Here is a 23264-nt window from a genome sequence, read left to right on the forward strand (position 1 = left end):
AAGGAACGCACTTTTCACCACCGCAACACTCTCTGTCAGTAATTCAGATAGAAATCCGTAATCAGTGCGCAAAACGCCTCACTGTAAACCCCTTCCGACTTCCGCAGCGCCAGCTCGTGATCTTCCCGTGCAACGGCTTGCCGGGATAATGTCAGCAGCAAACGGTTTAATGGCTTGCCCGGCCTGTCGCGAACCGCCATCTGCCATGCGCTGTACCAGCCTTTCTGATGCGCGAGCGCCTCAAAGGCCAACCCGATGTCATACGGCAACACGACACTGAATAATCCTTCTGGCGTGATCAGCCTCTGCGCGCAATCCAGCAGGGCTGCATGCGTCAGGGTTTCCGTGTAACGGGCCGCATTTCGGGCCTCGTCGCGGCAGGCTACGGCAGATTCAAAATAAGGCGGATTACTGACAATCAGATCGTATTGCGCGGGATGTTCCTGCGCATACACATTGACGTCCTGCGCAAACACCGCCAGACGGTGTGACCATACGGACTCACGGAAATTCTCATCGGCCTGAGCCGCCGCAGGCGGATCGAGTTCCACGGCATCAATGCGCGTCTCATCGGAACTGCGCTGCGCCAGCATTATGGCAATTAACCCGCTTCCACAGCCGATATCGAGAACGCGCCGCGCTTTACTGACCGGTGCCGTGGCGCCGAGCAGAACGCCATCGGTGCCGACTTTCATCGCACAGCGGTCATGGGCAACGAAAAACTGTTTAAAGGTAAATCCATTACGCCGTAAAGGCTGTGCGGAACTGACTTCTCTGGTCACTGATTTCACCGTAATTACGCCCGCCAACAGGCCTGTAAACGAAAACTGTCGTAGCATAGGGGAAAGAGAAGCAGAGTAAAAGCCACGCAAACCGCTTAAATAGGTGAAGATCGCGTCTAACACGTCTATAATCGGCGCCCCAAGTAGAGGTAGACCATGACTGTAACCACTTTTTCCGAACTCGAACTCGATGAACGCCTGATTGACGCCCTTGGCGACAAAGGCTATAGCCGCCCTACTGTCATCCAGGCAGAGGCCATTCCGCCAGCAATGGACGGACGCGATGTGTTGGGTTCGGCTCCTACCGGCACCGGCAAAACAGCGGCATTCCTGCTGCCTGCATTGCAGCATTTGCTGGATTTCCCGCGTAAGAAATCTGGTCCGCCACGTATTCTGATCCTCACGCCAACCCGTGAACTCGCCATGCAGGTGGCGGAACAGGCGCGTGAGTTAGCCAAACACACCGATCTGGATATCGCTACCATCACCGGTGGTGTGGCGTATATGAACCACGCAGAAGTATTCAGCGAAAACCAGGACATTGTCGTTGCGACAACCGGTCGTCTGCTGCAATACATCAAAGAAGAAAACTTTGACTGCCGTGCCATCGAAACGCTGATCCTCGATGAAGCCGACCGCATGCTGGACATGGGGTTTGCTCAGGATATCGAAACCATTTCTGCCGAAGCACGCTGGCGTAAACAGACGTTGCTGTTCTCCGCAACGCTGGAAGGGGAAGCCATCCGTGAATTCGCAGAACGCATTCTGACAGAGCCGGTAGAAATCGAAGCCGATCCGTCACGCCGCGAACGCAAGAAAATTCTGCAATGGTATTACCGTGCCGACGATCTGGCGCATAAAACCCAGATGCTGATCCATTTGCTGAAACAGGAAGACGTCACGAAATCAGTGATCTTCGTGCGTAAACGTGAGCGGGTACATGAACTGGTCGCGTGGCTGCGTGAAGCCGGGATCAACTCCTGTTATCTCGAAGGCGAAATGGTACAGGTCAAACGCACCGAGGCCGTCAAACGTATGGTTGAAGACCGCGTTAACGTGCTGGTTGCCACTGACATTGCTGCCCGCGGTCTGGATATCAACGACATCAGCCACGTCTTTAACTTTGACCTGCCGCTGACCGCTGACATTTACCTGCACCGTATCGGCCGTACGGGTCGTGCCGGTCGTAAAGGCACCGCGATTTCCTTCGTGGAAGCGCATGACCATCTGCTGCTCGGTAAAATCGGTCGTTATCTGAACGAACCGCTTAAAGCTCGTGTGCTGGAAGGATTCCGTCCGAAAACCAAAGCGCCAAGCGAAAAAGTAACCGGTAAGCCATCGAAGAAAGTGCTGGCGAAACGCAAAGAGAAGCAGAAAGCGGATCAGGAAAAATCGAAGGTGAAAGTGAAAGTTCGCCATCGTGACAGCAAAAATGTCGGCAAGCGCCGCGTTAAACCTGACGCAGCGAAAGACGCCTCGAAATAAGCATTGCCTGATTGAATGCAAAGAAAAACCGCCCCGAAAGGCGGTTTTTTTATATCCAAAAGTCTGCAGCTCTCTGAAAAAATCAGAGGCGATTACAGGCTTTCCGTAAAAGTACGGGTAATCACGTCACGCTGCTGTTCAGCAGTCAGTGAGTTGAAACGTACCGCATAACCAGACACACGAATGGTCAGCTGTGGGTATTTTTCCGGGTGCTTAACGGCGTCTTCCAGAGTCTCACGACGCAATACGTTAACGTTCAGGTGCTGACCCCCTTCCACGCGTACAGTCGGTTGAATTTCCATCGGCACTTCACGGTATTCGAACTGGCCCAGCTCGCTGACAGCAACGATCTGGTCTTCCGCATAACCCGCTTTTGCACATACACAGCGCGCTTCCGCTTTCTCGTCATCCAGCAGCCAGAAAGAGTTTTTCAGCGCTTCGTTGTTGGTTTTGGTAATTTGGATCCCGGTGATCATATGTTGCCTCCATAATTGGCTACGATACTGTTAATTGATGGGTGTCAGGCTTGAACCTGCTTTCCTGTTGTCAGATATAACAGCACGGCACCCTGCATTCTTTGATAAATATCAATCTTTACCGTGTGGGTATTCTTCGCTCTCAGCATATTTATGTTTTATATCAATTTTTCCAAGGGCTCCGATTAAATTATTTTTGTAAATTATCAAAAATAATTTATACAGAAAGGTTAAGTCGCAGATAAACATCAGCAAAAGCTCAGGCGGGTTTCACTCAGCAGGATGAGCAGGTAAGCTACCGTCAGTTAAATTTACCGGTAAAGGAGAGCGTCAATGTCTTCAATTCTCACCTGGCATGACGTGATTGGTCAGGAAAAGGAACAACCCTATTTTGTGGATACGCTGAAGTTTGTGGCCGCCGAACGCGCCGCGGGCAAAACGATTTATCCGCCCCAACAGGATGTCTTCAACGCATTTCGCTCGACGGAACTGGCTGACGTCAAAGTCGTTATTCTCGGGCAGGATCCGTACCACGGCCCAAATCAGGCGCATGGGCTTTCTTTCTCCGTCCGTCCGGGCATTCCGGCGCCGCCTTCTTTAGTGAACATGTATAAAGAACTGATCACTGATATCCCGGGCTTTGAGCGCCCTGCCCATGGCTATTTACAGAGCTGGGCCGATCAGGGGGTGTTGTTGCTTAATACCGTGTTAACGGTCGAAGGCGGGCAGGCGCATTCCCACGCCAAACTGGGCTGGGAAACCTTTACAGACAAAGTGATTGCCGCACTGAACGATAATCGTGAGGGCGTGATCTTCCTGCTCTGGGGATCTCATGCGCAGAAAAAAGGCAATATCATTGACCGCAACCGTCATCACGTCCTGAAAGCGCCGCACCCTTCTCCGCTCTCAGCGCATCGCGGGTTTCTGGGCTGTAAACACTTCTCGCAGGCAAATAATTTGCTGGCGCAGCAAGGTCTGGCACCGATTGACTGGGTACCGCGATTGCCGGAATAGTAAAAAAAGAGGCACCCGCAAAGGTGCCTCTTTCGTTATATCAGTCTGCTTAAAACTGAATCAGGCTTTGGCTTTAGAAACTGCCACCATTGCCGGACGCAACAGGCGGCCATTGAGCGTGTAACCCTTCTGCATCACCATCATCACGTGATTAGGTTCCAGCTCTTCTGATTCCATCATGGTCATCGCCTGGTGCAGTTCAGGATTGAATGGCACGTGAATATCACCCACCACTTCCATACCGAACTTGCGAACAGCATCCAGCAGAGATTTCAGGGTCAGCTCGACGCCTTCAATCAGACCCGCCAGTTCTGAATTCGATTTATCAGCCAGATCCAGCGCACGTTCCAGATTATCGATAACCGGCAACAGTTCGCCAGAGAATTTCTCCAGAGCGAATTTGTGGGCTTTCTCAATATCCAGCTCGGTACGACGGCGGATGTTTTCCACTTCCGCTTTCGCACGCAGCAGGCTGTCACGCTCACGCTGCTGGAGTTCTTTCAGCTGTGCTTCCAATTCAGCAATACGTTCATCGCGCGGGTCAACGACATCTGCCGCCTGAGTTTCCGCTTCCGCATGCAGCTCTTGTTCCTGATTGAGTTCTTCAGAGACTTGCTCGTCAGGTGTCTTATGTTCTTTACTACTCATGAATCTCTCCGCGTTTTAGCATTAATCTTGCTAGTTGGCTTATTATGGGGATCAAAACCGGGGTTTCAAGGTTTGGTTTTTAATGAAACCGGTCATAATGCAGGAGTCATCACACCCTGCTGAGGATAACCACAGCGATGAATAAAAAATTTGAGTGCATTGGGATTGTCGGACACCCTCGTCATCCTTCCGCACTTGCCACCCATGAAATGCTTTACCACTGGTTAATCTCCAAAGGTTATCAGGTCATCGTTGAACGACAGGTGGCGCAAGATTTAGCCCTGGAGGGCGCACAGACAGGCAGCCTGGCGGAGATCGGTAAACTGGCTGATCTCGCCGTGGTCGTCGGCGGTGACGGCAATATGCTGGGCGCTGCCCGCGTTCTGGCACGCTATGACATTAAAGTCATCGGTATCAACCGCGGCAACCTGGGCTTCCTGACCGATCTGGATCCGGACAACGCGCTGCAACAGCTCGATGACGTGTTGCAGGGCGAATACATCAGCGAGCAACGTTTCCTGCTGGAAGCGATGGTACGCTGCAAAGACCAGCAATGTCGCGTCAGTACCGCCATTAACGAAGTGGTGCTTCACCCCGGGAAAGTGGCTCACATGATTGAATTTGAAGTCTATATTGACGACAAATTTGCCTTTTCCCAACGTTCAGATGGCCTGATTATTTCTACGCCAACTGGCTCGACCGCCTATTCGCTTTCCGGCGGCGGTCCGATCCTGACGCCGACCTTAGAAGCCATCGCATTGGTCCCTATGTTTCCACACACGCTCTCGGCGCGACCGCTGGTCATCAACAGCAACAGCACGATTTGCCTGCGTTTTTCACATATGAGCAATGACCTGGAAATCAGCTGCGACAGCCAGATTGCCCTGCCGATCCAGCCGGGTGAAGAGGTCGTCATCCGTCGCAGTGACTTCCACCTGAACCTAATCCACCCTAAAGACTACAGCTATTTCAATACATTAAGCACTAAACTCGGGTGGTCAAAAAAACTCTTCTGATCAGATAAAAATAATTCGCCAGCCCCTTTACTGTATATAAAACCAGTTTATACTGTATGTAATTACAGGTCTGTTGTTATGTACAGGAAGGTGATCATGCTGGCGCAATTAACTATCAGTAACTTTGCCATTGTCCGTGAAGTAGAAATCGATTTTCATGCCGGGATGACGGCTATTACCGGTGAAACCGGTGCCGGTAAATCCATTGCCATCGATGCGCTCGGGCTTTGTCTGGGTAACCGTGCAGACGGCAGCATGGTGCGTCTCGGCGCCAGCCGTGCCGATATCTGTGCACGCTTCACTTTAGCGGATACCCCCTCGGCAAAACACTGGCTGGCTGAGAATCAACTCGATGAAGGTCAGGATTGCCTCCTGCGCCGCACCATCAGCAGCGATGGCCGCTCCCGTGGTTTCATCAACGGTACGCCGGTTCCCCTGTCACAACTTCGTGAACTGGGTCAGCATCTGATTCAAATTCACGGACAGCACGCCCATCAGCTTCTGCTCAAACCTGAGCATCAGAAAGATTTGCTCGACGCGTATTCCGATCAGCCTCTGCTGCTGGCTGAGATGCGCAAAGCTTACCAAAACTGGCATCAGAGCTGCCGCCTGCTGGCGCAGTATCAGCAGCAGGTCAGCGAACGCGAATCGCGCCGTCAGTTGCTGCAATACCAGTTAAAAGAGCTCAATGAATTTGCTCCTCAGGCGGGGGAATATGAGCAAATTGACGAAGAATACAAACGACTTGCCAACAGCGGGCAACTGCTTTCACTGAGTCAAAATGCGCTTTATTTACTGGCGGATGGTGAAGAACAAAATATTGTCAGCCTGCTCTACAGCGCCCGCCATCAGTTGGCTGAGCTTGCAGAACTCGACAGCAAAATGAATGATCTGATTGTGATGCTTGATGACGCGTCCATTCAGGTCAGCGAAGCCAGCGATGAATTACGTCATTACAGCGAACGTCTGGAAATGGATCCCAACCGTCTGTTCGAGCTGGAGCAACGCCTGTCCCGCCAGATGAATCTGGCCCGTAAACACCATGTCAGTGCTGAAGAGTTACCTGAATTACATCGCCAGTTGCTCGAAGAGCAGCAGGCGCTGGACGATCAGGAAACCAATCAGGCAGAACTGAGCGAAGCGGTACAGCACCATTATCAACAGGCCGTGGCTATCGCTGAGCAGTTGCACGAAAAACGCCAATATTTTGCCAATGAATTAACCCATCTGATCACGCAAAGCATGCAGGCGCTTTCCATGCCTCACGGTAAATTTAATATTCAGGTGCAGTTCGAACCTGAGCATTTAAATATGGAAGGGGCAGATCGCCTTGAGTTTCAGGTCACCACCAACCCCGGCCAGCCGCTTCAGGCGCTGGCGAAAGTGGCTTCCGGCGGTGAACTGTCCCGCATCGCACTGGCGATTCAGGTGATCACCGCGCAGAAAATGGAAACACCGGCATTGATTTTCGATGAAGTGGATGTGGGGATCAGCGGTCCGACAGCCGCGATCGTAGGTCGCCTGTTACGTCAGTTAGGGGAATCCACGCAAGTCATGTGCGTCACCCACTTACCTCAGGTTGCAGGTTGCGGTCATCAGCATTATTTTGTCAGCAAAGAAACCGACGGCGAAGTGACAGAAACCCAAATGCACCGCCTTGATAAAAAGGCGCGATTGCAGGAACTGGCCCGTCTGCTGGGCGGAAGTGAAGTCACCCGAAACACGCTGGCCAATGCAAAAGAGTTGCTCGCAGCGTAAAAAGCTCAACTTTTTTACATTTAAGCGGTCATACAGGTGCCCCGCAAAGGTTTCAAACTGATGAAAGGTCTATTATCATCGGCATCTTATGCCCTAAAGGAATGTAATGACTATGCGCTGTAAAACGCTAACTGCCGCCGCTGTAGCTCTTGTAATGCTTACTGCGGGCTGTTCCACTCTGGAAAAGGTGGTTTATCGGCCTGACATCAATCAGGGGAACTACTTATCTCCTGCTGATGTTCAAAAAATTCATACCGGTATGACTAAACAACAAGTTGCTTATGTTCTTGGCACGCCGATGCTGCACGACCCGTTTGGCAGTGATGTTTGGTATTACGTGTTCCGTCAGGAGCCAGGTCATGAAGGTATCACTCAGCAGACTTTAACGCTGACCTTCAACCAGTCTGATACGCTGACTAACATCGACAACAAACCAAAGTTGAGCGATCAAAAATAAATCGCCCGGTGTGATGGTCTCTGGTAGTTACCAAAAATCATCTTTCAGGGTAAAAAAAATAAGGCGCCTCAGGCGCCTTATTTTTTAGAACGTTCGGCTCTGATACGCCGTAACTCTTTCGGGTCTGCAATCAGTGGCCGGTAGATTTCAATGCGATCACCGTCGCTGACCACGTCGGCAAGCTTCACCGGCCGGCTATAGATACCTAATTTATTTTGTTTTAAATCGATATCCTGACGCAACTCAAGTAAACCGGAAGCCTTTACTGCCTGCTCGACGCTGCTTCCCTCTTCCAGTTTTACCGTCCGCAGATACTGACGTTCCGGCAACGCGTAAACCACATCAACGCGGATCTCAGACACTGTAGACCTCTTTCGCGCGCAAGGTGAAAGCCTGAACCATACTGCCCGCCAGTTCCTTGAAGATTTTACCGAATGCTAACTCAATCAATTTATTAGTAAATTCGAAATCAAGACTGAGCTGAACTTTACAGGCGTCGGGACTGAGTTCGATGAAATCCCAACCACCTGTTAATTTACGGAACGGGCCATCAACCAGTTGCATATCAATGCGTTTGTTGTTGATTAACGTATTTTTGGTGGTAAAAGTTTTACTGATGCCCGCTTTTGAAACATCAACCGCGGCGGTCATCGACGTATCGCTGTTTTCCAGGATGCGGCTGCCGGTACAACCAGGCAGAAATTGCGGGTAAGCATCAACATCATTCACTAAGGTGTACATCTGTTCCACGCTGAACGGCACAAGCGCAGAACGACTTATCTGTGGCATATCATTTTCCAGGTGTCATAAAACGTACAGATAATACCATTTATCCGCGCGGTAATAAAAACTACGAAGCACAGGACGCCACAAACAGGAAAAACACCCGACTCTGACAGCGTGGGGATTTCAATCGGCATCGCTTACAGTATAATAAGTGTCACTATGACAAAGAAAAAAGCACATAAACCCGGTTCCGCGACTATCGCGATGAACAAACGCGCTCGCCACGAATATATCATCGAAGATGAATTTGAGGCGGGGCTTGCTTTGCAGGGATGGGAAGTCAAATCGATGCGCGCTGGTAAAGCAAACATCACTGACAGCTACGTCACATTCCGCGACGGTGAAGCCTTTTTGTTTGGCGCAACCATTCAACCTCTTAACGTGGCATCCAGTCATATCGTTTGTGACCCGACCCGTACAAGAAAATTACTGCTGAACAAGCGCGAGTTAGAAACGCTGTTCGGCAAGGTCAGTCGCGATGGTTACACCGTCGTCGCACTTTCAATGTACTGGAAAAATGCCTGGTCAAAAGTGAAAATCGGCCTGGCTAAAGGTAAGAAAGAGCACGACAAACGCGATGACATTAAAGATCGTGAGTGGAAAGTAGACAAAGCACGTATCATGAAGCACGCAAATCGCTAAGCCTCTGGCTTAGCTTGGTGTTTTGCTGGTATACTGCGAAATAGTACTTGGGGCTGATTCTGGATTCGACAGGATTTGCGAAGCCCAAGGAGCATGCCGAGGGGCGGTTGGCCTCGTAAAAAGCCGCAAAAAAATAGTCGCAAACGACGAAAACTACGCCCTAGCAGCTTAATACCCTGCTTAGAGCCCTCTCTCCCTAGCCTCCGCTCTTAGGACGGGGATCAAGAGAGGTCAAACCCAAAAGAGATCGCGTGGACACCTTGCCTGGGGTGAAAGCGTTAAACCCAATCAGGATAGTTTGTTAGTGGCGTGTCCATCCGCAGCTAACCGGCGAATGTAAAGATTGGACTAAGCATGTAGTGCCGACGGTGTAGTAATTCTGGACGGGGGTTCAAATCCCCCCAGCTCCACCAAACAAGGTTTCGGTTATTACCAGATAAGGCCGTTACCGCAAAGAAAGCCGCAGCCCGCAAGGGTTTGCGGCTTTTTTACGTCTGTAGAAGTCCGGGAAGATTCGCCTGTGACCGGCGTCTGTTGGTATACAAAGTGGTATTCGCCACGATATATACCAATAAACGTATACCCGTCACTATTTTTCTCTTGGGCCAAAATTCTAAAGAAGTGAATAAAAGTTACAGTCTGAAAAAATAGTTGGCTGGGATAAATTCATCTGTGAGGTATTTTGGGTAAATATAAATATCAGGATTTTCGTAACCCAACATGAATCTCGCTGATTCCAAAATTTTATTCTGCACCCGATCTGGTATCGTTTCACGTACCTCGTAGAAGCTTTTAATTAAATATCTTAAGTTTGTTTAAAATTAAGTTTTATCAAACTCGAAAATAACTGCACCGCCGTATACGGCCGCTTACGCACGGTGGTGCGGGAGAAGGAGGCTCGTGAGTTAAGCCCCTACCCCTTTCTCAATAATTACATTTACATATAATTGTTCGAGTAAGTATTTATTTAAATGATACGGGTATTATTGTTGTTTAAATACATATGGATAAATTTGATTTATTCATCCTTAATATATAATTAAATACTATGCAAACAACGCAAATGATATAAAGTCGTGCATTTTTTGTATCCCTCGTTAATAAACGAGTTTATGGACAAATTTGGAAGATACTTATGCGTTTAAATAAATTAACAGCAGCAATTCTGTTTTCTGCTATTGGATTTCCAATAGTTTCGTCTGCCGCCACCGTGACGGCAAATGATCAAACAAACACCTTCTCCGGCCTCGATTACTCGATGATGATCACCAGAGATGGTGGTCACACCTGGACTGCGTATACCGACGCCTCCCAAAACAACTTCCCGGGAACTGTTTTAGCACAAGTCGCGCCAAAACAAGAACTGGCTATTATTTCAGAGGATTACGATCCGAACCGCACCTATAAAGGCGGCGATACCGTTCGCTTCCTGGGATACTACTGGACTGCGCAATGGTGGGTTGATCAGGGTATCAACCCGGGAACCGATCCGGTCTGGGTATCTGGCGATGCAATCAATATCAATGCGTATGCAACTTTCCAGTTCACGCCGTATACCGGCCAGGACGCTATCGATCTGCAGAACCGTGAAAAGGCCCGCGTGGCCGCGCAACGTAAAGTCATTGGCTACTTCCCGGAATGGGGCGTGTATGAAGCTCATAATTTCTTTACCCCGGATAAAGTCGACTACTCTGGCCTGACCCACCTTAACTACGGCTTTGCGGTAGTGAAAGATGGTGTGGTGACCATGCATGACACCGACAAAGCACCGGGCCTGATCAAAGATCTGGATAAACGGACTGAAGCGGCCAACGTGGCGCATATGATTTCTGTCGGTGGCTGGAATAACTCTCAGGAAGGTGTCTTCGAAGCAGCAACGGTCACGGATGCAGGCCTTGAGAAACTGGCCAACAGCATGGTCAGCTATATGGCGCAGTGGAATTTTGACGGCCTCGACATTGACTGGGAATACCCGGATACCGAAGCTGAGAAAAATCAATTTACCAAACTGCTCCAGTCCCTGCGTACCAAACTGGATGCCCAGGGCAAAAAAGATGATAAGTACTATCAACTTTCTGCGGCGGTCACCACTAACCACAACAACATTCAGTTCATCAACCCGGCCGTGACGGCGCCGTTGCTGGATAGCGTGAACGTGATGGCGTATGACATCCACGGTGCTTTTGATCCATTAACCGGTCATAACGCGCCACTGTATGAAAACAGCCATGATGAAGATAAAGACCTGAACGTGGCCGACACCATGAGTGCGTACGTCAACACCTGGCAAGTGCCAAAAGCCAAGCTGATGATGGGGATCCCTTATTACGGTCGTGGCTGGGGCCATGTCCCTGGAACCGAGCTGATCCCTGGTTTGCCGGGCATGTTTAACACCGGTGCAGCGACTGTCAAAGGTGCATGGGACGACGCGGATCAGTTAACCGGTACCAACCCGTGGTATGTGCTGAAACAAAAACTGAACACTGGCGAATACACGCGCTACTGGGACTCAGAGTCACACGTGCCCTATCTCTACAGCGAAACTACGCAAGAGTTCCTGACCTATGACGATCCGCAGTCCATTCGCGAGAAAGTTGACTATATCAATGAGCAAGGCTTTGGTGGCGCGATCCTTTGGGACATCAGCGGCGATACGCCTGAACATGAACTGGGTAATATCGTTAAAGAAGTGAAAAACACGCCACTGCCGGATGATTCCGATGTGCCAGACGACGAACCGGTTCCGGTTATTGATAAGACCGATCTGAAGGGCATTATTGTTAGTCTGTTTGACAATGAAACCCGTGTGACCATCAATCTGGATGCTAAAAAATTCACCAGTGGTAATGCCTATACTGTTGCTGTTGATGGCAAATATCTTTTTGGTACCGAAGGCAGTAAAAATTACTACAGCTATCTGTACCAATATGGGAAAGAGTCTTCATTGCGTACCGGTGACGTCGCGAGCCGCCTGAAAGCGGGTTCTGTCATCACAGTGACACGCGAATACCCGAATAAAGGTGTTATCGGTCAACTTACGGTGACCCAAGACATGCTGGACGGTAACAATCCGGTCATGAGTGATGGCAGTGTGAAGTCTATGAGCGTGTCGAAAATCAATAACGTACCTTACGTTTTCGTTGATTTTGATAAAGAGATGCTTCACAACGCGGACGGTTCTTCTTATGTCGCTAAAGTGATTAATGACGATAAGAAAAAGGGTAACTATATTTTCAGTTGCGATAATGGAAAATGTTACTACAGCTCCATGACTGAAAAAGATGCTATTTCACAGGTTAAATCTGATGAAAAAGATATTTCTATTGGTGAAACAATCGTTATTGAACGTGTGTCACCGAACCCGGCGACTGTAGCCAAAATGGTCGTCACAAGTTTCGAGCCAGAACCGCAGCCAGAACCCGCTCCGCAACCAGATCCGGTTAAAGAAGTGAAGGCTGTACTGTATGTAAATGCTAATTACACAGGCTCATCTCTTTCTGTCGAGGGGGATATACCCCAGCTTATCACGCATAATAACTTTAACGATGTGGTGTCCTCATTAAAAGTCACTCCGGGCTGGACTGCCCAAGTTTATGAAGATGAACATTACAAAGGTTATCACCTTGATTTTAAAGGTGGAGAAAATGTGCCTGATTTGAAGGGAAGGAATTTCGACAACCGAGCATCGTCAATCAAGTTCATCAAAGACAATTAATCTTCCATGAACGGCGTTTGACAATATCATATTAAGTCACAGGTAAACCTTACATCGCCTTTATCCCTGTGGGTAAAGGCGTTTTTTTTGCCGGTTACCTTGAGAAATTGGAAGATTTATCCTGTTGTTTTGGAAATATTATTCAGAACTTACCCTCTAATACACCCCCATAGCATTCTCATTTATTCCGCCCAAAAACCAATCTTCCCTATGTCACACTGATGCCCGTTTTGAACATAAGCTTGCCGCTTGACCACAATGAGTCCGGTCGTCATATTCAAAATATGAATAATTCTTTTACCCTCGCGGCATCCTGGCGGGGATTTGTTTTTTTATTGCATACCACCGGAGAAGACTTGTGAAAAAAAGCACTTTGCTGATCATCGCGGCATTATCGGCCGCCAGCAGCCTGGCACATGCGGAGACGACTTTACGATTTGGTGTAGATCCGTCGTTTCCGCCTTTTGAATCAAAAGCGCCAGATGGCAAGCTGGTCGGTTTTGATATCGATTTAGGCAACGCCATTTGTCAGCAGGCAAAAGTGAAATGTGAATGGGTCGAAACCGCGTATGACGGAATTATTCCTGCGCTGAATGCCAAAAAATTTGATGCCGTGCTCTCCGCGATGTCGATGACCCCAAAACGTAAAACGCAGGTCACTTTCTCTGACATGCTTTATCACGTACCCAGTGTGCTGATTGCGAAGAAAGGCAGCGGCCTGCAACCCACTGCGGATTCACTGAAAGGAAAAACAGTGGGCGTGGCTCAGGGCACGACGCAGGAAGCCTACGCACAGGGCGAATGGCAGAAAAAAGGGGTGGATGTGGTTTCCTATCAGAATCAGGATTTTGTGAATCAGGATCTGGCATCCGGTCGCATTGACGTGACCCTGACCAATGCCGCAGCCGCAGAAACCGGCTTCCTGAAAACCCCGGAAGGCACGGGTTATGCCTTTGCCGGGCAACCCTTAAACGACACCCGTTATTTGGGTGAAGGCACGGCCATTGGCCTGCGCAAGGATGATCAGGCACATCTGACATTGATTAATAATGCACTGGCAGAAATCCACAAAAACGGCACATACGAAAAGCTGGAGAAAAAATACTTCACCTTTGAGGTCTATAACAAGAAGTCCTGATTTTCGCTGCTCCCTGCCGCGCGACCGATTCGCACGGCAGTCTGTTTTTTCGGATCCCCTTCCCATAAAAAATGTCTGCGGCTGCAAGTTATTCTGTTGTTCAGACGACGTTACGCAACAATCAAAATATCCGCTGTTCCCTGATTTATTGCTGGCATAAAGTCAGCGGCAACAGGTCACATCACAAACAGGGTTATACAAGAATGAGTGTTGTTGAAGTCTCTTTCAGCGCCAGCTTCGCTTCCTCGCTGATCCCCGTATCGGTAACGATGGTGTCGATTTTTTCCATCGGCAGCACCAGGTTATATCCGCGACGCCCAAACTTGCTGGAATCAGTGACCACCACAACACGCTGAGCCGCACCGGCCATGATGCCGCTGATGCTATAGCCTTCGTTGAACGTGGTGATACCTGTAGCCGCATCCAGCCCGTCGGCACCGACAAACATCAGGTTAGCGACAATGCCCTGCAAAGCGTACTCCGTGATGTTGCCATGCAGGGAACGGGTTTTATGGCGCAACGTTCCGCCGCAGACCACCAGTGTAATGTCCGGATTTTCAGACAGCACAAAAGCAGCGGGCAGGTTATTCGTGATGACAGTGATATCGCCTGATTTCACCAGCTCTTCTGCCAGCAACATGGTGGTACTGCCGCTGTCGAGGATCACGGTATCTCCCGGTTTCACCATTCCAGCCGCCTCCTGCGCAATCCGTTTTTTAGGATCGGTGGCCTGAAGATAACGCTGCTCAAGCATCATCTCATCCTGCGGCTTTTCATGCTCCGTAACCGCCTCCTCTTTCCGTTTTGATGCGCCCCCATGGAAACGGCTAAGCAGCCCTTTTTGCGCAAGCAAACTTAAATCAGAGCGCACCGTAACCTCAGAGACTTCGAAAGCACTCGAAAGATCAGCCACCAGCACGCTGCCACTCTCATTCACTAAATCAATGATTTTATTACGACGTTCATAGGTATTCATGATTGGCGATCCGAAAGGTCACATTCCTTCTAGTGTAAACAAAAGGCCAGGTAATGAGGAGAAAAAATTTTACACGATGTGAATCATCCCTCTTTCCCTGCCTGTGGCAAGGCATGACGTCATCTTATCTTTCATTTCAAGATCCGTCACGAAAAACGAAAGATATCGAATGAAATTCACTTATGAAATATTACGATCTCTGTCACGAAAACCAAAAACCGCTATTGTTTACCTTTCGAAAAGATATGATCCTCTTCGAAAACAAACGGAGGCATGAAATGAAAGATATTATTGCTAAACACAAGAAAGGCGAAAGCACAGGCATTTGTTCTGTCTGTTCCGCGCATCCTTTGGTGATTGAAGCCGCCCTGCGCGAAGACCTTCTCACTGACCGCAAGGTACTGATAGAAGCCACCTCCAATCAGGTGAATCAGTTTGGTGGCTATACCGGCATGCAGCCGATCGATTTTCGGGATTTTGTTCTCGCGATTGCGGAAAAACTTAACTTCCCTCTTGAGCGTCTGATTTTAGGGGGCGACCACCTGGGGCCGAATTGCTGGCAAAGCGAAAATGCTGACAGCGCGATGAGTAAAGCAGAAGTGTTGATCGCCCGCTATGTGGAAGCCGGTTTCAGCAAAATACATCTGGATGCATCGATGTCCTGTGCAGACGATCCTGTCCCTCTGGATCCGCTCATCGTGGCACAACGCGCAGCGCGGCTGTGTCAGGTCGCAGAACGTGTTGCCACACCGAAGCAAAAACAGCTTCTGACCTATGTGATTGGCACTGAGGTACCGGTACCGGGTGGCGAGGCGTCGGCTATTCAGCAAGTCCATGTCACCAAAAGGGAAGACGCGAAAGCGACGCTGGATATGCACCATCAGGCATTTCGTGAGCTTGGGTTAACGGATGCCATTGATCGGATCATCGCTGTCGTGGTCCAGCCAGGCGTCGAATTTGATCACAGCCGGGTGATCCACTATCAGCCTGAACTTGCGCAAGATCTCTCCGCATACATCACCACAACACCGCTGGTGTATGAGGCACATTCCACCGATTACCAGACCCGTGAGTCCTACCGTAAGCTGGTGAATGACCACTATGCGATCCTCAAAGTCGGCCCGGCGCTGACGTTTGCATTACGTGAAGCCATCTTTGCTCTGGCCAACATCGAACAGGTGCTGATCGCGCCTGAATCACGCAGCCACATCCTGACAGTGATCGATGGCGTCATGCTCGATGAACCGGCTTACTGGAAGAAGTATTACAACCCGACGTTCAGCCTGTCGCTTATCGATCTGCGCTACAGCTTATCGGACCGGATTCGTTATTACTGGCCGCACGCCCGTATCAACCGGGCAATGGAAGTGCTGATCACGAATCTGCGTTCCGTCGACATTCCTCTCGGCCTGCTGAGCCAATATCTTCCCGCCCAGTTCGAACGAGTGATGACCGGCGAACTCGCCAGCGAACCCCATGAACTGATCATCGATAAAATTCAGGATGTTTTGCGCGCCTACCACTTTGGCTGCACACCTCATCACACCTTTCAGCAGGAGCCTGCTCATGCATAACTGCGAGGTATTCGTTAAAACCGGTATCACATTTACCGACTATCACGAGGCACTCACGCATATCGGTGAACGCATGGTGCAGGCGGGTGTGGTCGGGGCCACCTATCCGCAAGCGCTGGTTAAGCGTGAAGCTGAATTCCCGACAGGGATCCAGCTGGAACGCCACGCGGTGGCTATTCCCCATTGCGAAGCGACACATGCACGCTGTCCGGCTATTTATCTGATCCGTCCTGACACCACTGTGGAATTTTTCCAGGCTGATGATGACGGCACGGTTCCCGCGTCACTGATCATTGCGTTGATTGTCACCCACCCGTCCGAGCAACTGAAGTTACTGCGCCAGTTGTTCAGCCAGTTACAGGAGCCTGCTTTTTTAGAAAGCTTACTGACCGCGCCAGAAGATCAGCTGTCCGCGCTGTTTAAACAACACATCTTTGTCCCGGCTCCCGTGCCAGAGCAGCGCGCGCCGGTGTGTACCTGAACGTCTTTTTGAGCCAATGAATCTGACGTCTTACCTAAAAAAATAATACCTACAACAACCTGTTAAGGAGCCTTAACGTGAAGCGAAAAATTATTGTCGCCTGTGGCGGTGCCGTTGCCACATCTACGCTGGCAGCGGAAGAAATCAAAGAGTTGTGCGAAGCCCACGGCATCGCTATCGACCTTGTGCAGTGCCGTGTCACGGAGATCGAAACCTATATGGACGGCGCTCACCTGATCTGCACAACAGCCAAAGTCGACAGGACGTTTGGCAATGTTCCGGTGGTCCACGGAATGCCGTTTATCTCCGGCGTTGGCATGGATATTTTGCGCAAACAAATACTCACCCTGTTGCAGGAGTAAGCCATGTTTACCGACATAATGCGCTACATCCTCGACCTCGGACCGACCGTCATGTTACCCGGCGTGATCATCGTGTTCTCCCTGATATTGGGGATGAAACTGGGGGATTCTTTTAAATCGGCCATCCACATTGGCATTGGGTTTGTCGGGATCGGGCTGGTTATCGGCCTGATGCTTGATTCTATCGGGCCTGCGGCGAAAGCCATGGCCGAGCATTTTGAAATTAATCTGCAAGTCGTGGATATCGGCTGGCCAGGTTCTTCACCGATGACCTGGGCGTCGCAAATTGCACTGGTCGCCATCCCGATTGCGATTGGTGTGAATATCCTGATGTTGCTGACCCGCATGACACGCGTTGTCAATGTGGACATCTGGAACATCTGGCACATGACCTTTACCGGTGCCATGTTGCATCTCGCGACGGGCTCTTACTGGCTTGGGATTATGGGCGTGGTGGTACACGCCGCGTTCATTTACAAACTGGGCGACTGGTTTGCAAAGGACACACGTGACTTCTTTCAACTTGAAGGGATCGCCATTCCGCATGGTTCTTCAGCCTACCTCGGCCCGATCGCGGTGCTGGTTGATGCCATCATTGAGAAAATCCCCGGCCTGAACAAAATCCATTTCAGCGCAGACGACGTTCAAAAACGTTTCGGGCCGTTTGGCGAACCGGTCACCGTCGGTTTTGTCATGGGATTGATTATCGGCTACCTCGCCGGATATGACGTCAAAGGCGTGTTGCAACTGGCTGTCAAAACCGCAGCCGTCATGTTGCTGATGCCACGGGTGATCAAACCCATTATGGACGGCCTGACACCCATTGCCCGCCATGCGCGTACCCGTTTGCAGGCCCGCTTCGGAGGGGAGGAATTCCTGATTGGTCTGGATCCTGCGCTGTTGCTCGGCCATACCGCTGTGGTATCGGCCAGCCTGATCTTTATTCCTCTCACGATCCTCATTGCGGTACTGGTGCCGGGAAATCAGGTTCTGCCGTTTGGTGACCTCGCCACCATCGGTTTCTTCGTGGCTATCGCCGTTGCCGTGCATCAGGGCAATCTGTTCCGCACCCTGATTTCCGGTTGCATCATCATGAGCATCACACTGTGGATAGCCACGCAAATGATTGATCTGCATACCCAACTGGCGGCAAATGCAGGCGCGCTGACGGCGGGGGGCAGAGTCGCCTCAATGGATCAGGGCGGCTCACCGATCACCTATCTGCTGATTCAACTCTGCACACTGAAGAACATGGCAGGGCTGAGCATCATTGGCGTGATTTATGCCCTCGGCGTCTTCCTGACATGGCGTCGCGCCCGTCAGTTCACTCAGGCTGAAAAGCTGGCAGCGGTTTCGCTGACCCATTCTTAACTTTCATCTACGCGGGGGAATTGGATCCCCCGCTTAAGGAAACCGACTATGAAATCTGTTGTTGTCCATGCGGGCGGTAAGATGACCGTTGAGGAGTGCCCGATGCCGGTGATCAGCGCTGCCGATGACGTGCTGGTGCGTATTGCGTACTCCGGTCTGTGCGGTTCAGATATCCCGCGTATTTTTGCTAACAGTTCGCATTTTTACCCGATCACTCTCGGCCATGAATTTAGCGGTCAGGTAGTCAGTACCGGAGAAGACATTCACGATTTACAGGAAGGGGATGCTGTGGCTTGCGTACCTTTATTGCCATGCTTTCAGTGCGAAGAGTGCAAACAAACCGCTTATTCCCAGTGTAAACATTACCAGTTTATTGGATCCCGACGTCACGGCGGCCACGCTGAATATGTTGTAGTGCCGCGTCATAACTTATTCAAATTGCCGCAAGGTGCTTCCCTGTTACACGGGGCATTTCTGGAACCGGTCACCGTCGGTTTACACGCATTGAAACTGGCGGGAGGCTGCCGCGGAAAAGAAGTGATCGTGATTGGTGCCGGTACTATCGGCCAGTTGATCATCCAGGCGGCCAGCGCATCAGGTGCCAGCTCGGTCACAGCTATCGACATCAATCCACAGCGTCTGGCACTTGCACGCGAAACCGGTGCCAGCCATGTCTTTAACAGTGCGACGACGGGTGCAGACGACATCCGCCAGCAAACCCACGAGCGCCGTTTTAATCAGCTGATCATTGAAACCGCCGGTACACCGCAAACCGTTGCGCTTTCGCTGGACATTGCCGGCCCCAAAGCGCAGGTCGCACTGGTCGGCACCTTACACAAAGATCTGACCCTCAATGTGGCGACATTCAGCCATATCCTGCGCAAGGAACTGACCTTACTGGGGAGCTGGATGAATTACTCCGCCCCGTGGCCGGGCAGCGAATGGCAACAGGCCATGCAATTGTTTGCTGAGAATAAATTAAATCTTGAGCCGTTAATCGCCAGTATCGGTGATCCGGACGAATTCGTGCGGGAAGTCACGGCGCTGGCAGGTAAACCGATGACGGGCAAGATCCTGCTGAACATGACAGGGAGCTGAAATAATGTATCTGATTTCAAACAGGGAAATGCTGCTGGCAGCACAGCGCGAAGGTTACGCCGTACCGGCTTTCAATATCCATAATCTCGAGACCGTGCAGGTGGTGGCAGAAACTGCCGCGATGATGAACTCTCCGGTGATCCTCGCCGGAACACCGGGAACATTTAGCTACGCAGGCACAGACTATCTGATTTCGATTTGTCAGAAAGCGGCCCGGCAATACCGCGTTCCTCTGGCACTGCATCTGGATCACCATGAAGATCTGACTGATATCGAAAGCAAAGTCAGGGCCGGGATCCGTTCGGTCATGATCGATGCTTCGCATTTTCCGCTGGCCGAAAACATCACGAAAGTGCAGGCGGCCGTCAGATTGTGTCATGCCTTTGATGCCAGCGTCGAAGCTGAGCTGGGTCGTCTCGGCGGTCAGGAAGACGATTTGATGGTGGAAGAAGGCGACAGCTTCTTCACTGATCCTGTGGTGGCAAAGCATTTTGTTGAATTCACACGCATTGATTCTCTGGCCGTCGCCATCGGTTCCGCACACGGTTTGTATAAGGGTGAACCCAAGCTGGACTTCTGCCGCCTTGGGCAAATCCGCCAGCAGGTGGATATTCCTCTGGTACTGCACGGCGCGTCGGGGATCCCTGAAAGCATGATCCGTCATGCTATTGAGCTGGGGATCTGCAAAGTCAACGTCGCGACAGAACTGAAAATCGCCTTTGCCGGTGCCGTAAAAGACTATTTCAACGCGCACCCCGACGCGGATGATCCACGCAAATACATCGTGCCGGGGAAACGGGCGATGCAGAAAGTCGTAGAGGAAAAAATCAGGATCTGCGGAAGTGCAGGGAAATTATAAGGTAATGCTGTCTGGGAGACGGGGGAATTACCCTGTTTTCCAGCCATTTAGAGGTACTCAGGTTGCAGCTGACGTGCCATTCTGATTTTATGGAAGCGTCTTTATAAACCAAATGGTGAGCAGAACCGCTATGACAACCCTTAATCACTTTGGCCAACCCATTGGCGATGCCCTACCCGACTGGCAACCCCGCGAACGTCCTTCCCATGTTCAGCTTGATGGCCTCTGGTGTAGTCTTGAGCCGCTGAGTGCTGAGCGCCACAGTCAGGATCTCTTTAACGCCTGGCACAGCATTGATGACAATCGCGACTGGACGTATCTTTCCGTCGATCGTCCTGCGACACAGGCAGAGTGCGATCTGTTTATTGCGCAGCAATCGAGAAGCGAAGATCCGCTGTTCTTCGCCGTTGTGGATATCCGGACGCAACGCGCCGTCGGCAGCGTTTCACTGATGCGAATTGATGCGGTGAATGGCGTAGCGGAAATTGGCTGGGTGAACTGGTCGCCGCTGATGAAACGTACACGTTTTGGCACCGAGGCGATTTATCTGCTGCAACGCTATCTGTTCGATACCCTGAAATACCGTCGCTGCGAATGGAAATGTCACAGCCTGAATGAACCGTCAAAACTGGCCGCACAGCGTTTTGGTTTTCAGTATGAAGGTATGTTCCGGCAGGCCATTGTCAATAAAGGTCACAACCGCGATACCTGCTGGTATTCCGTTCTCGACCACGAATGGCCTGCGTCAAAAACCATGTTTGACCGCTGGTTAAGCGCAGACAACTTCACCGCCGAAGGTCAGCAAAAACAGCGTCTGGAAGAGTTGCGTTAATCCGCATTGCCTGCGTTGTTGGCTGACGCAGGCAGACGAAAGGGTTTATGGATTAATGTTCAGGGGACAGCGCCGCCAGCACTGAAATATCGGGCCATGCATAGATTATGTTAGGCGAGCGCCAGAGTGGCCCGGCATCGGTATATCGTCCGGCTTCGCGGCCACCTAAAGCCTGGTAAAAACGAATGGCCGGTTGGTTTCCTTCGACAACGCCCAACCCTGCGCTGCGGAAACCTTCAGCGGAAAGATGCTTTGCAGCTTTGGCGATCAACAGTCGGCCAATTCCCCGACGTTTAAATGCCGGAGAAACATACAGGAATTTGATTTCGGCCATCTCACCAAATTCCGGGTTAGAAGATGCCGACGCCAGGCAAAACCCGGCGAATGCACCGTCAGTTTCAGCAATAAAAGTGCCCTGACCGACAGCAGGATGGGCAAATTTGTCCTGCCAGAAAGCTTTCCGGCGCGGGACATCCAGCGCTGCAAAAGCTTCCGGCGGTGCCAGTTCACGATAAGTATCACGCCATATGGCAACATGTAATTCCGCAAGAGCATCGATATCTTTGGGTTCAGCAATCCGTAAAGTGCAGGCTGGCACGGCATCCCTCGTTATTAAAAATATTCAGGAAGATCATAAGGTCAGCTCAGTATAGTCAGCCTTTCTCTTCCCGCGCCAGTAAACTGCGTTTCCGTTCCACGCCCCAGCGATAACCGGAGATATTGCCGTCAGTTTTTACCACCCGATGGCAGGGGATCGCGACGGCCAGCAGGTTCGCGGCGCACGCACCGGCCACGGCACGGACGGCTTTCGGTGAACCGATTTTGCTGGCAATCTCGGCATAGCTGGCGGTGGTTCCCGGCGGAATATCACGCAATGCCTGCCAGACTCGCTGCTGGAAAGCCGTGCCGCGAATATCCAGCGGCAAATCCAGCCCGATATCGGGCGCTTCCACAAAGCCGACCACGATGGCAATTCGTTGCTCAAAATCCGCGTCGCCGCCCAGTAATTCCGCCTGCGGAAAACTGTTTTGCAATTCGTTGATCAGCTTTTCAGGATCGTCGCCCAGTAAAATGGCGCAGATCCCCCGCTGGCTTTCAGCCACGAGAATGTTGCCGAGGGAAGATTTTCCGACAGCAAACCAGACGCGGACGTTGCGGCCTCCGGCGCGGAAATTTTGCGGCGTCATGCCCAGCGTCGCCGCAGAGGTTTCGTAAAAACGGCTGTCAGAAGGATATCCGGCAGCATAAATCGCTTCGGTGACTGTCGCAGAATCGGTCAGATTTTCACGGACCCGGCGGACGCGCTGCGCCTGCTGATACTCTTTTGGCGTCACACCGGTCTGCGCTTTAAACAGGCGATGAAAATGATAAGGGCTGATGCCCACTTCTGCCGCCAGCTGATTCAGTGTCAGCATGTGGGCGGATTGCTCCAGCAACCGGCACGCCTGCAACACCCGGCTGGCATGAAACTGCGCCAGTGAAATCAGTCCCTGACGGCAGCGTTTGCAGGGGCGAAAACCGGCACGTTCCGCCGCTTCGGCATCGTCAAAATAGAGAATGTTTTCCGGTTTCGGTTGCCGTGACGGACAGGAAGGCGCGCAGTAAATACCGGTCGTTTTTACCGCATAGACAAATTTGCCGTCGGCGTTTGCATCACAACTGACAACCGCCTGCCAGCGCGGATCCTGCCTCTGAGCATAAGCCGCGTTTTCCGCTGTCGTTTCTTTAATGTCGTCTGTTTTACCTGACATGTTATGCCTCACGTTTCCTGACTTGATGACTGTCAGCATAATC

General features: G+C 50.9%; 23 protein-coding genes and 1 other RNA gene. 16 read left to right on the plus strand and 8 right to left on the minus strand.

What is annotated here, in order from left to right:
• Nucleotides 1-35: 35 nt before the first annotated feature.
• The gene (locus EDF78_RS06645; RefSeq protein ID WP_243839424.1) at nucleotides 36-695 is read right to left on the minus strand and encodes a methyltransferase; all 660 of its coding nucleotides are present in this window, start codon (nucleotides 693-695) and stop codon (nucleotides 36-38) included.
• A gap of 243 nt (nucleotides 696-938) precedes the next feature.
• Here EDF78_RS06645 and srmB point away from each other — a divergent pair, with 243 nt between their 5' ends.
• Nucleotides 939-2267 (plus strand): ATP-dependent RNA helicase SrmB, encoded by a 1329-nt coding sequence (srmB, locus tag EDF78_RS06650; RefSeq protein ID WP_095924878.1) that lies wholly within the window; start codon nucleotides 939-941, stop codon nucleotides 2265-2267.
• Nucleotides 2268-2359: 92 nt separating this feature from the next.
• On the opposite strand, the gene grcA is transcribed toward srmB, so the two are convergent.
• Complete coding sequence (grcA, locus tag EDF78_RS06655) at nucleotides 2360-2743, minus strand: autonomous glycyl radical cofactor GrcA (protein ID WP_056770823.1); 384 nt, start codon at nucleotides 2741-2743, stop codon at nucleotides 2360-2362.
• 333 nt (nucleotides 2744-3076) lie between these two features.
• Here grcA and ung point away from each other — a divergent pair, with 333 nt between their 5' ends.
• Nucleotides 3077-3757, plus strand: coding sequence for a uracil-DNA glycosylase (gene ung / locus EDF78_RS06660; RefSeq protein ID WP_095924877.1), 681 nt, complete (start codon nucleotides 3077-3079; stop codon nucleotides 3755-3757).
• A gap of 60 nt (nucleotides 3758-3817) precedes the next feature.
• On the opposite strand, the gene grpE is transcribed toward ung, so the two are convergent.
• Nucleotides 3818-4405, minus strand: coding sequence for a nucleotide exchange factor GrpE (gene grpE, locus EDF78_RS06665; RefSeq protein ID WP_095924876.1), 588 nt, complete (start codon nucleotides 4403-4405; stop codon nucleotides 3818-3820).
• Between the two features lie 137 nt (nucleotides 4406-4542).
• Here grpE and nadK point away from each other — a divergent pair, with 137 nt between their 5' ends.
• From nadK to bamE, 3 genes are all read left to right on the plus strand, one after another.
• A complete protein-coding gene (nadK, locus tag EDF78_RS06670; RefSeq protein WP_095924875.1) occupies nucleotides 4543-5421 on the plus strand; it encodes an NAD(+) kinase in 879 nt (292 codons plus the stop codon).
• Between the two features lie 96 nt (nucleotides 5422-5517).
• Nucleotides 5518-7179, plus strand: coding sequence for a DNA repair protein RecN (gene recN / locus EDF78_RS06675; protein WP_166654443.1), 1662 nt, complete (start codon nucleotides 5518-5520; stop codon nucleotides 7177-7179).
• A 112-nt stretch (nucleotides 7180-7291) separates the two neighbouring features.
• Entirely contained in the window at nucleotides 7292-7636 is a 345-nt protein-coding gene (gene bamE, locus EDF78_RS06680) for an outer membrane protein assembly factor BamE (protein WP_095925288.1), read from the plus strand.
• 77 nt (nucleotides 7637-7713) lie between these two features.
• Here the strand turns inward: bamE and EDF78_RS06685 are convergent, their stop codons facing one another.
• Both EDF78_RS06685 and EDF78_RS06690 read right to left on the minus strand, forming a co-directional pair.
• Nucleotides 7714-7998, minus strand: coding sequence for an RnfH family protein (locus EDF78_RS06685; RefSeq protein WP_095924873.1), 285 nt, complete (start codon nucleotides 7996-7998; stop codon nucleotides 7714-7716).
• On the minus strand, nucleotides 7991-8425 hold the full coding sequence (locus tag EDF78_RS06690; protein WP_095924872.1) for a type II toxin-antitoxin system RatA family toxin: 435 nt from the start codon (nucleotides 8423-8425) through the stop codon (nucleotides 7991-7993). The genes EDF78_RS06685 and EDF78_RS06690 overlap by 8 nt, the downstream gene beginning before the upstream one ends.
• A 156-nt stretch (nucleotides 8426-8581) precedes the next feature.
• On the opposite strand from EDF78_RS06690, the gene smpB reads away from it, so the two are divergent.
• The 4 genes from smpB (at nucleotide 8582) to EDF78_RS06710 (ending at nucleotide 13917) form a co-directional block, all read left to right on the plus strand.
• A complete protein-coding gene (gene smpB, locus EDF78_RS06695; RefSeq protein ID WP_015698410.1) occupies nucleotides 8582-9064 on the plus strand; it encodes an SsrA-binding protein SmpB in 483 nt (160 codons plus the stop codon).
• Nucleotides 9065-9113: 49 nt separating this feature from the next.
• Nucleotides 9114-9477: a transfer-messenger RNA gene (gene ssrA, locus EDF78_RS06700) on the plus strand.
• Nucleotides 9478-10199: 722 nt separating this feature from the next.
• Complete coding sequence (locus tag EDF78_RS06705) at nucleotides 10200-12779, plus strand: glycosyl hydrolase family 18 protein (RefSeq protein WP_133822764.1); 2580 nt, start codon at nucleotides 10200-10202, stop codon at nucleotides 12777-12779.
• Nucleotides 12780-13137: 358 nt separating this feature from the next.
• The gene (locus tag EDF78_RS06710; RefSeq protein ID WP_095924863.1) at nucleotides 13138-13917 is read left to right on the plus strand and encodes an ABC transporter substrate-binding protein; all 780 of its coding nucleotides are present in this window, start codon (nucleotides 13138-13140) and stop codon (nucleotides 13915-13917) included.
• A gap of 193 nt (nucleotides 13918-14110) precedes the next feature.
• Here the strand turns inward: EDF78_RS06710 and EDF78_RS06715 are convergent, their stop codons facing one another.
• On the minus strand, nucleotides 14111-14893 hold the full coding sequence (locus EDF78_RS06715; protein ID WP_095924862.1) for a DeoR/GlpR family DNA-binding transcription regulator: 783 nt from the start codon (nucleotides 14891-14893) through the stop codon (nucleotides 14111-14113).
• 278 nt (nucleotides 14894-15171) lie between these two features.
• On the opposite strand from EDF78_RS06715, the gene gatZ reads away from it, so the two are divergent.
• The 7 genes from gatZ to EDF78_RS06750 all read left to right on the plus strand — a co-directional run bounded on the left by gatZ (nucleotide 15172) and on the right by EDF78_RS06750 (nucleotide 21470).
• Nucleotides 15172-16467 (plus strand): tagatose-bisphosphate aldolase subunit GatZ, encoded by a 1296-nt coding sequence (gene gatZ / locus EDF78_RS06720; RefSeq protein ID WP_095925287.1) that lies wholly within the window; start codon nucleotides 15172-15174, stop codon nucleotides 16465-16467.
• Complete coding sequence (gene gatA, locus EDF78_RS06725) at nucleotides 16460-16948, plus strand: PTS galactitol transporter subunit IIA (RefSeq protein ID WP_133822765.1); 489 nt, start codon at nucleotides 16460-16462, stop codon at nucleotides 16946-16948. Before gatZ ends, gatA begins: the two co-directional genes overlap by 8 nt.
• Before the next feature lie 77 nt (nucleotides 16949-17025).
• The gene (gene gatB / locus EDF78_RS06730) at nucleotides 17026-17310 is read left to right on the plus strand and encodes a PTS galactitol transporter subunit IIB (RefSeq protein WP_095924860.1); all 285 of its coding nucleotides are present in this window, start codon (nucleotides 17026-17028) and stop codon (nucleotides 17308-17310) included.
• Between the two features lie 3 nt (nucleotides 17311-17313).
• Nucleotides 17314-18681, plus strand: a complete 1368-nt coding sequence (locus EDF78_RS06735; protein WP_133822766.1) for a PTS galactitol transporter subunit IIC — start codon at nucleotides 17314-17316, stop codon at nucleotides 18679-18681.
• Between the two features lie 48 nt (nucleotides 18682-18729).
• Nucleotides 18730-19779 (plus strand): galactitol-1-phosphate 5-dehydrogenase, encoded by a 1050-nt coding sequence (gene gatD, locus EDF78_RS06740; protein ID WP_131694507.1) that lies wholly within the window; start codon nucleotides 18730-18732, stop codon nucleotides 19777-19779.
• Between the two features lie 4 nt (nucleotides 19780-19783).
• Entirely contained in the window at nucleotides 19784-20638 is an 855-nt protein-coding gene (locus EDF78_RS06745; protein WP_133822767.1) for a tagatose bisphosphate family class II aldolase, read from the plus strand.
• A gap of 130 nt (nucleotides 20639-20768) precedes the next feature.
• Nucleotides 20769-21470 (plus strand): GNAT family protein, encoded by a 702-nt coding sequence (locus tag EDF78_RS06750; protein ID WP_133822768.1) that lies wholly within the window; start codon nucleotides 20769-20771, stop codon nucleotides 21468-21470.
• 52 nt (nucleotides 21471-21522) lie between these two features.
• On the opposite strand, the gene EDF78_RS06755 is transcribed toward EDF78_RS06750, so the two are convergent.
• Nucleotides 21523-22068, minus strand: a complete 546-nt coding sequence (locus EDF78_RS06755) for a GNAT family N-acetyltransferase (protein WP_131694510.1) — start codon at nucleotides 22066-22068, stop codon at nucleotides 21523-21525.
• A 55-nt stretch (nucleotides 22069-22123) separates the two neighbouring features.
• Nucleotides 22124-23221: a bifunctional DNA-binding transcriptional regulator/O6-methylguanine-DNA methyltransferase Ada gene (ada, locus tag EDF78_RS06760; RefSeq protein WP_095924854.1), complete on the minus strand. Its 1098-nt coding sequence runs from the start codon at nucleotides 23219-23221 to the stop codon at nucleotides 22124-22126.
• Between the last annotated feature and the right edge of the window lie 43 nt (nucleotides 23222-23264).

This window comes from Rahnella sp. BIGb0236, from assembly GCF_004364755.1.
Classification (GTDB): domain Bacteria; phylum Pseudomonadota; class Gammaproteobacteria; order Enterobacterales; family Enterobacteriaceae; genus Rahnella; species Rahnella victoriana.

Coding starts and splice junctions, on each gene's coding strand:
- EDF78_RS06645 (WP_243839424.1), bottom strand. CDS start 695: ATGAAAGTCGGCACCGATGGCGTTCTGCTCGGCGCCACGGCACCGGTC.
- srmB (WP_095924878.1), top strand. CDS start 939: ATGACTGTAACCACTTTTTCCGAACTCGAACTCGATGAACGCCTGATT.
- grcA (WP_056770823.1), bottom strand. CDS start 2,743: ATGATCACCGGGATCCAAATTACCAAAACCAACAACGAAGCGCTGAAA.
- ung (WP_095924877.1), top strand. CDS start 3,077: ATGTCTTCAATTCTCACCTGGCATGACGTGATTGGTCAGGAAAAGGAA.
- grpE (WP_095924876.1), bottom strand. CDS start 4,405: ATGAGTAGTAAAGAACATAAGACACCTGACGAGCAAGTCTCTGAAGAA.
- nadK (WP_095924875.1), top strand. CDS start 4,543: ATGAATAAAAAATTTGAGTGCATTGGGATTGTCGGACACCCTCGTCAT.
- recN (WP_166654443.1), top strand. CDS start 5,518: ATGCTGGCGCAATTAACTATCAGTAACTTTGCCATTGTCCGTGAAGTA.
- bamE (WP_095925288.1), top strand. CDS start 7,292: ATGCGCTGTAAAACGCTAACTGCCGCCGCTGTAGCTCTTGTAATGCTT.
- EDF78_RS06690 (WP_095924872.1), bottom strand. CDS start 8,425: ATGCCACAGATAAGTCGTTCTGCGCTTGTGCCGTTCAGCGTGGAACAG.
- smpB (WP_015698410.1), top strand. CDS start 8,582: ATGACAAAGAAAAAAGCACATAAACCCGGTTCCGCGACTATCGCGATG.
- EDF78_RS06705 (WP_133822764.1), top strand. CDS start 10,200: ATGCGTTTAAATAAATTAACAGCAGCAATTCTGTTTTCTGCTATTGGA.
- EDF78_RS06715 (WP_095924862.1), bottom strand. CDS start 14,893: ATGAATACCTATGAACGTCGTAATAAAATCATTGATTTAGTGAATGAG.
- gatZ (WP_095925287.1), top strand. CDS start 15,172: ATGAAAGATATTATTGCTAAACACAAGAAAGGCGAAAGCACAGGCATT.
- gatA (WP_133822765.1), top strand. CDS start 16,460: ATGCATAACTGCGAGGTATTCGTTAAAACCGGTATCACATTTACCGAC.
- EDF78_RS06735 (WP_133822766.1), top strand. CDS start 17,314: ATGTTTACCGACATAATGCGCTACATCCTCGACCTCGGACCGACCGTC.
- gatD (WP_131694507.1), top strand. CDS start 18,730: ATGAAATCTGTTGTTGTCCATGCGGGCGGTAAGATGACCGTTGAGGAG.
- EDF78_RS06745 (WP_133822767.1), top strand. CDS start 19,784: ATGTATCTGATTTCAAACAGGGAAATGCTGCTGGCAGCACAGCGCGAA.
- EDF78_RS06750 (WP_133822768.1), top strand. CDS start 20,769: ATGACAACCCTTAATCACTTTGGCCAACCCATTGGCGATGCCCTACCC.
- ada (WP_095924854.1), bottom strand. CDS start 23,221: ATGTCAGGTAAAACAGACGACATTAAAGAAACGACAGCGGAAAACGCG.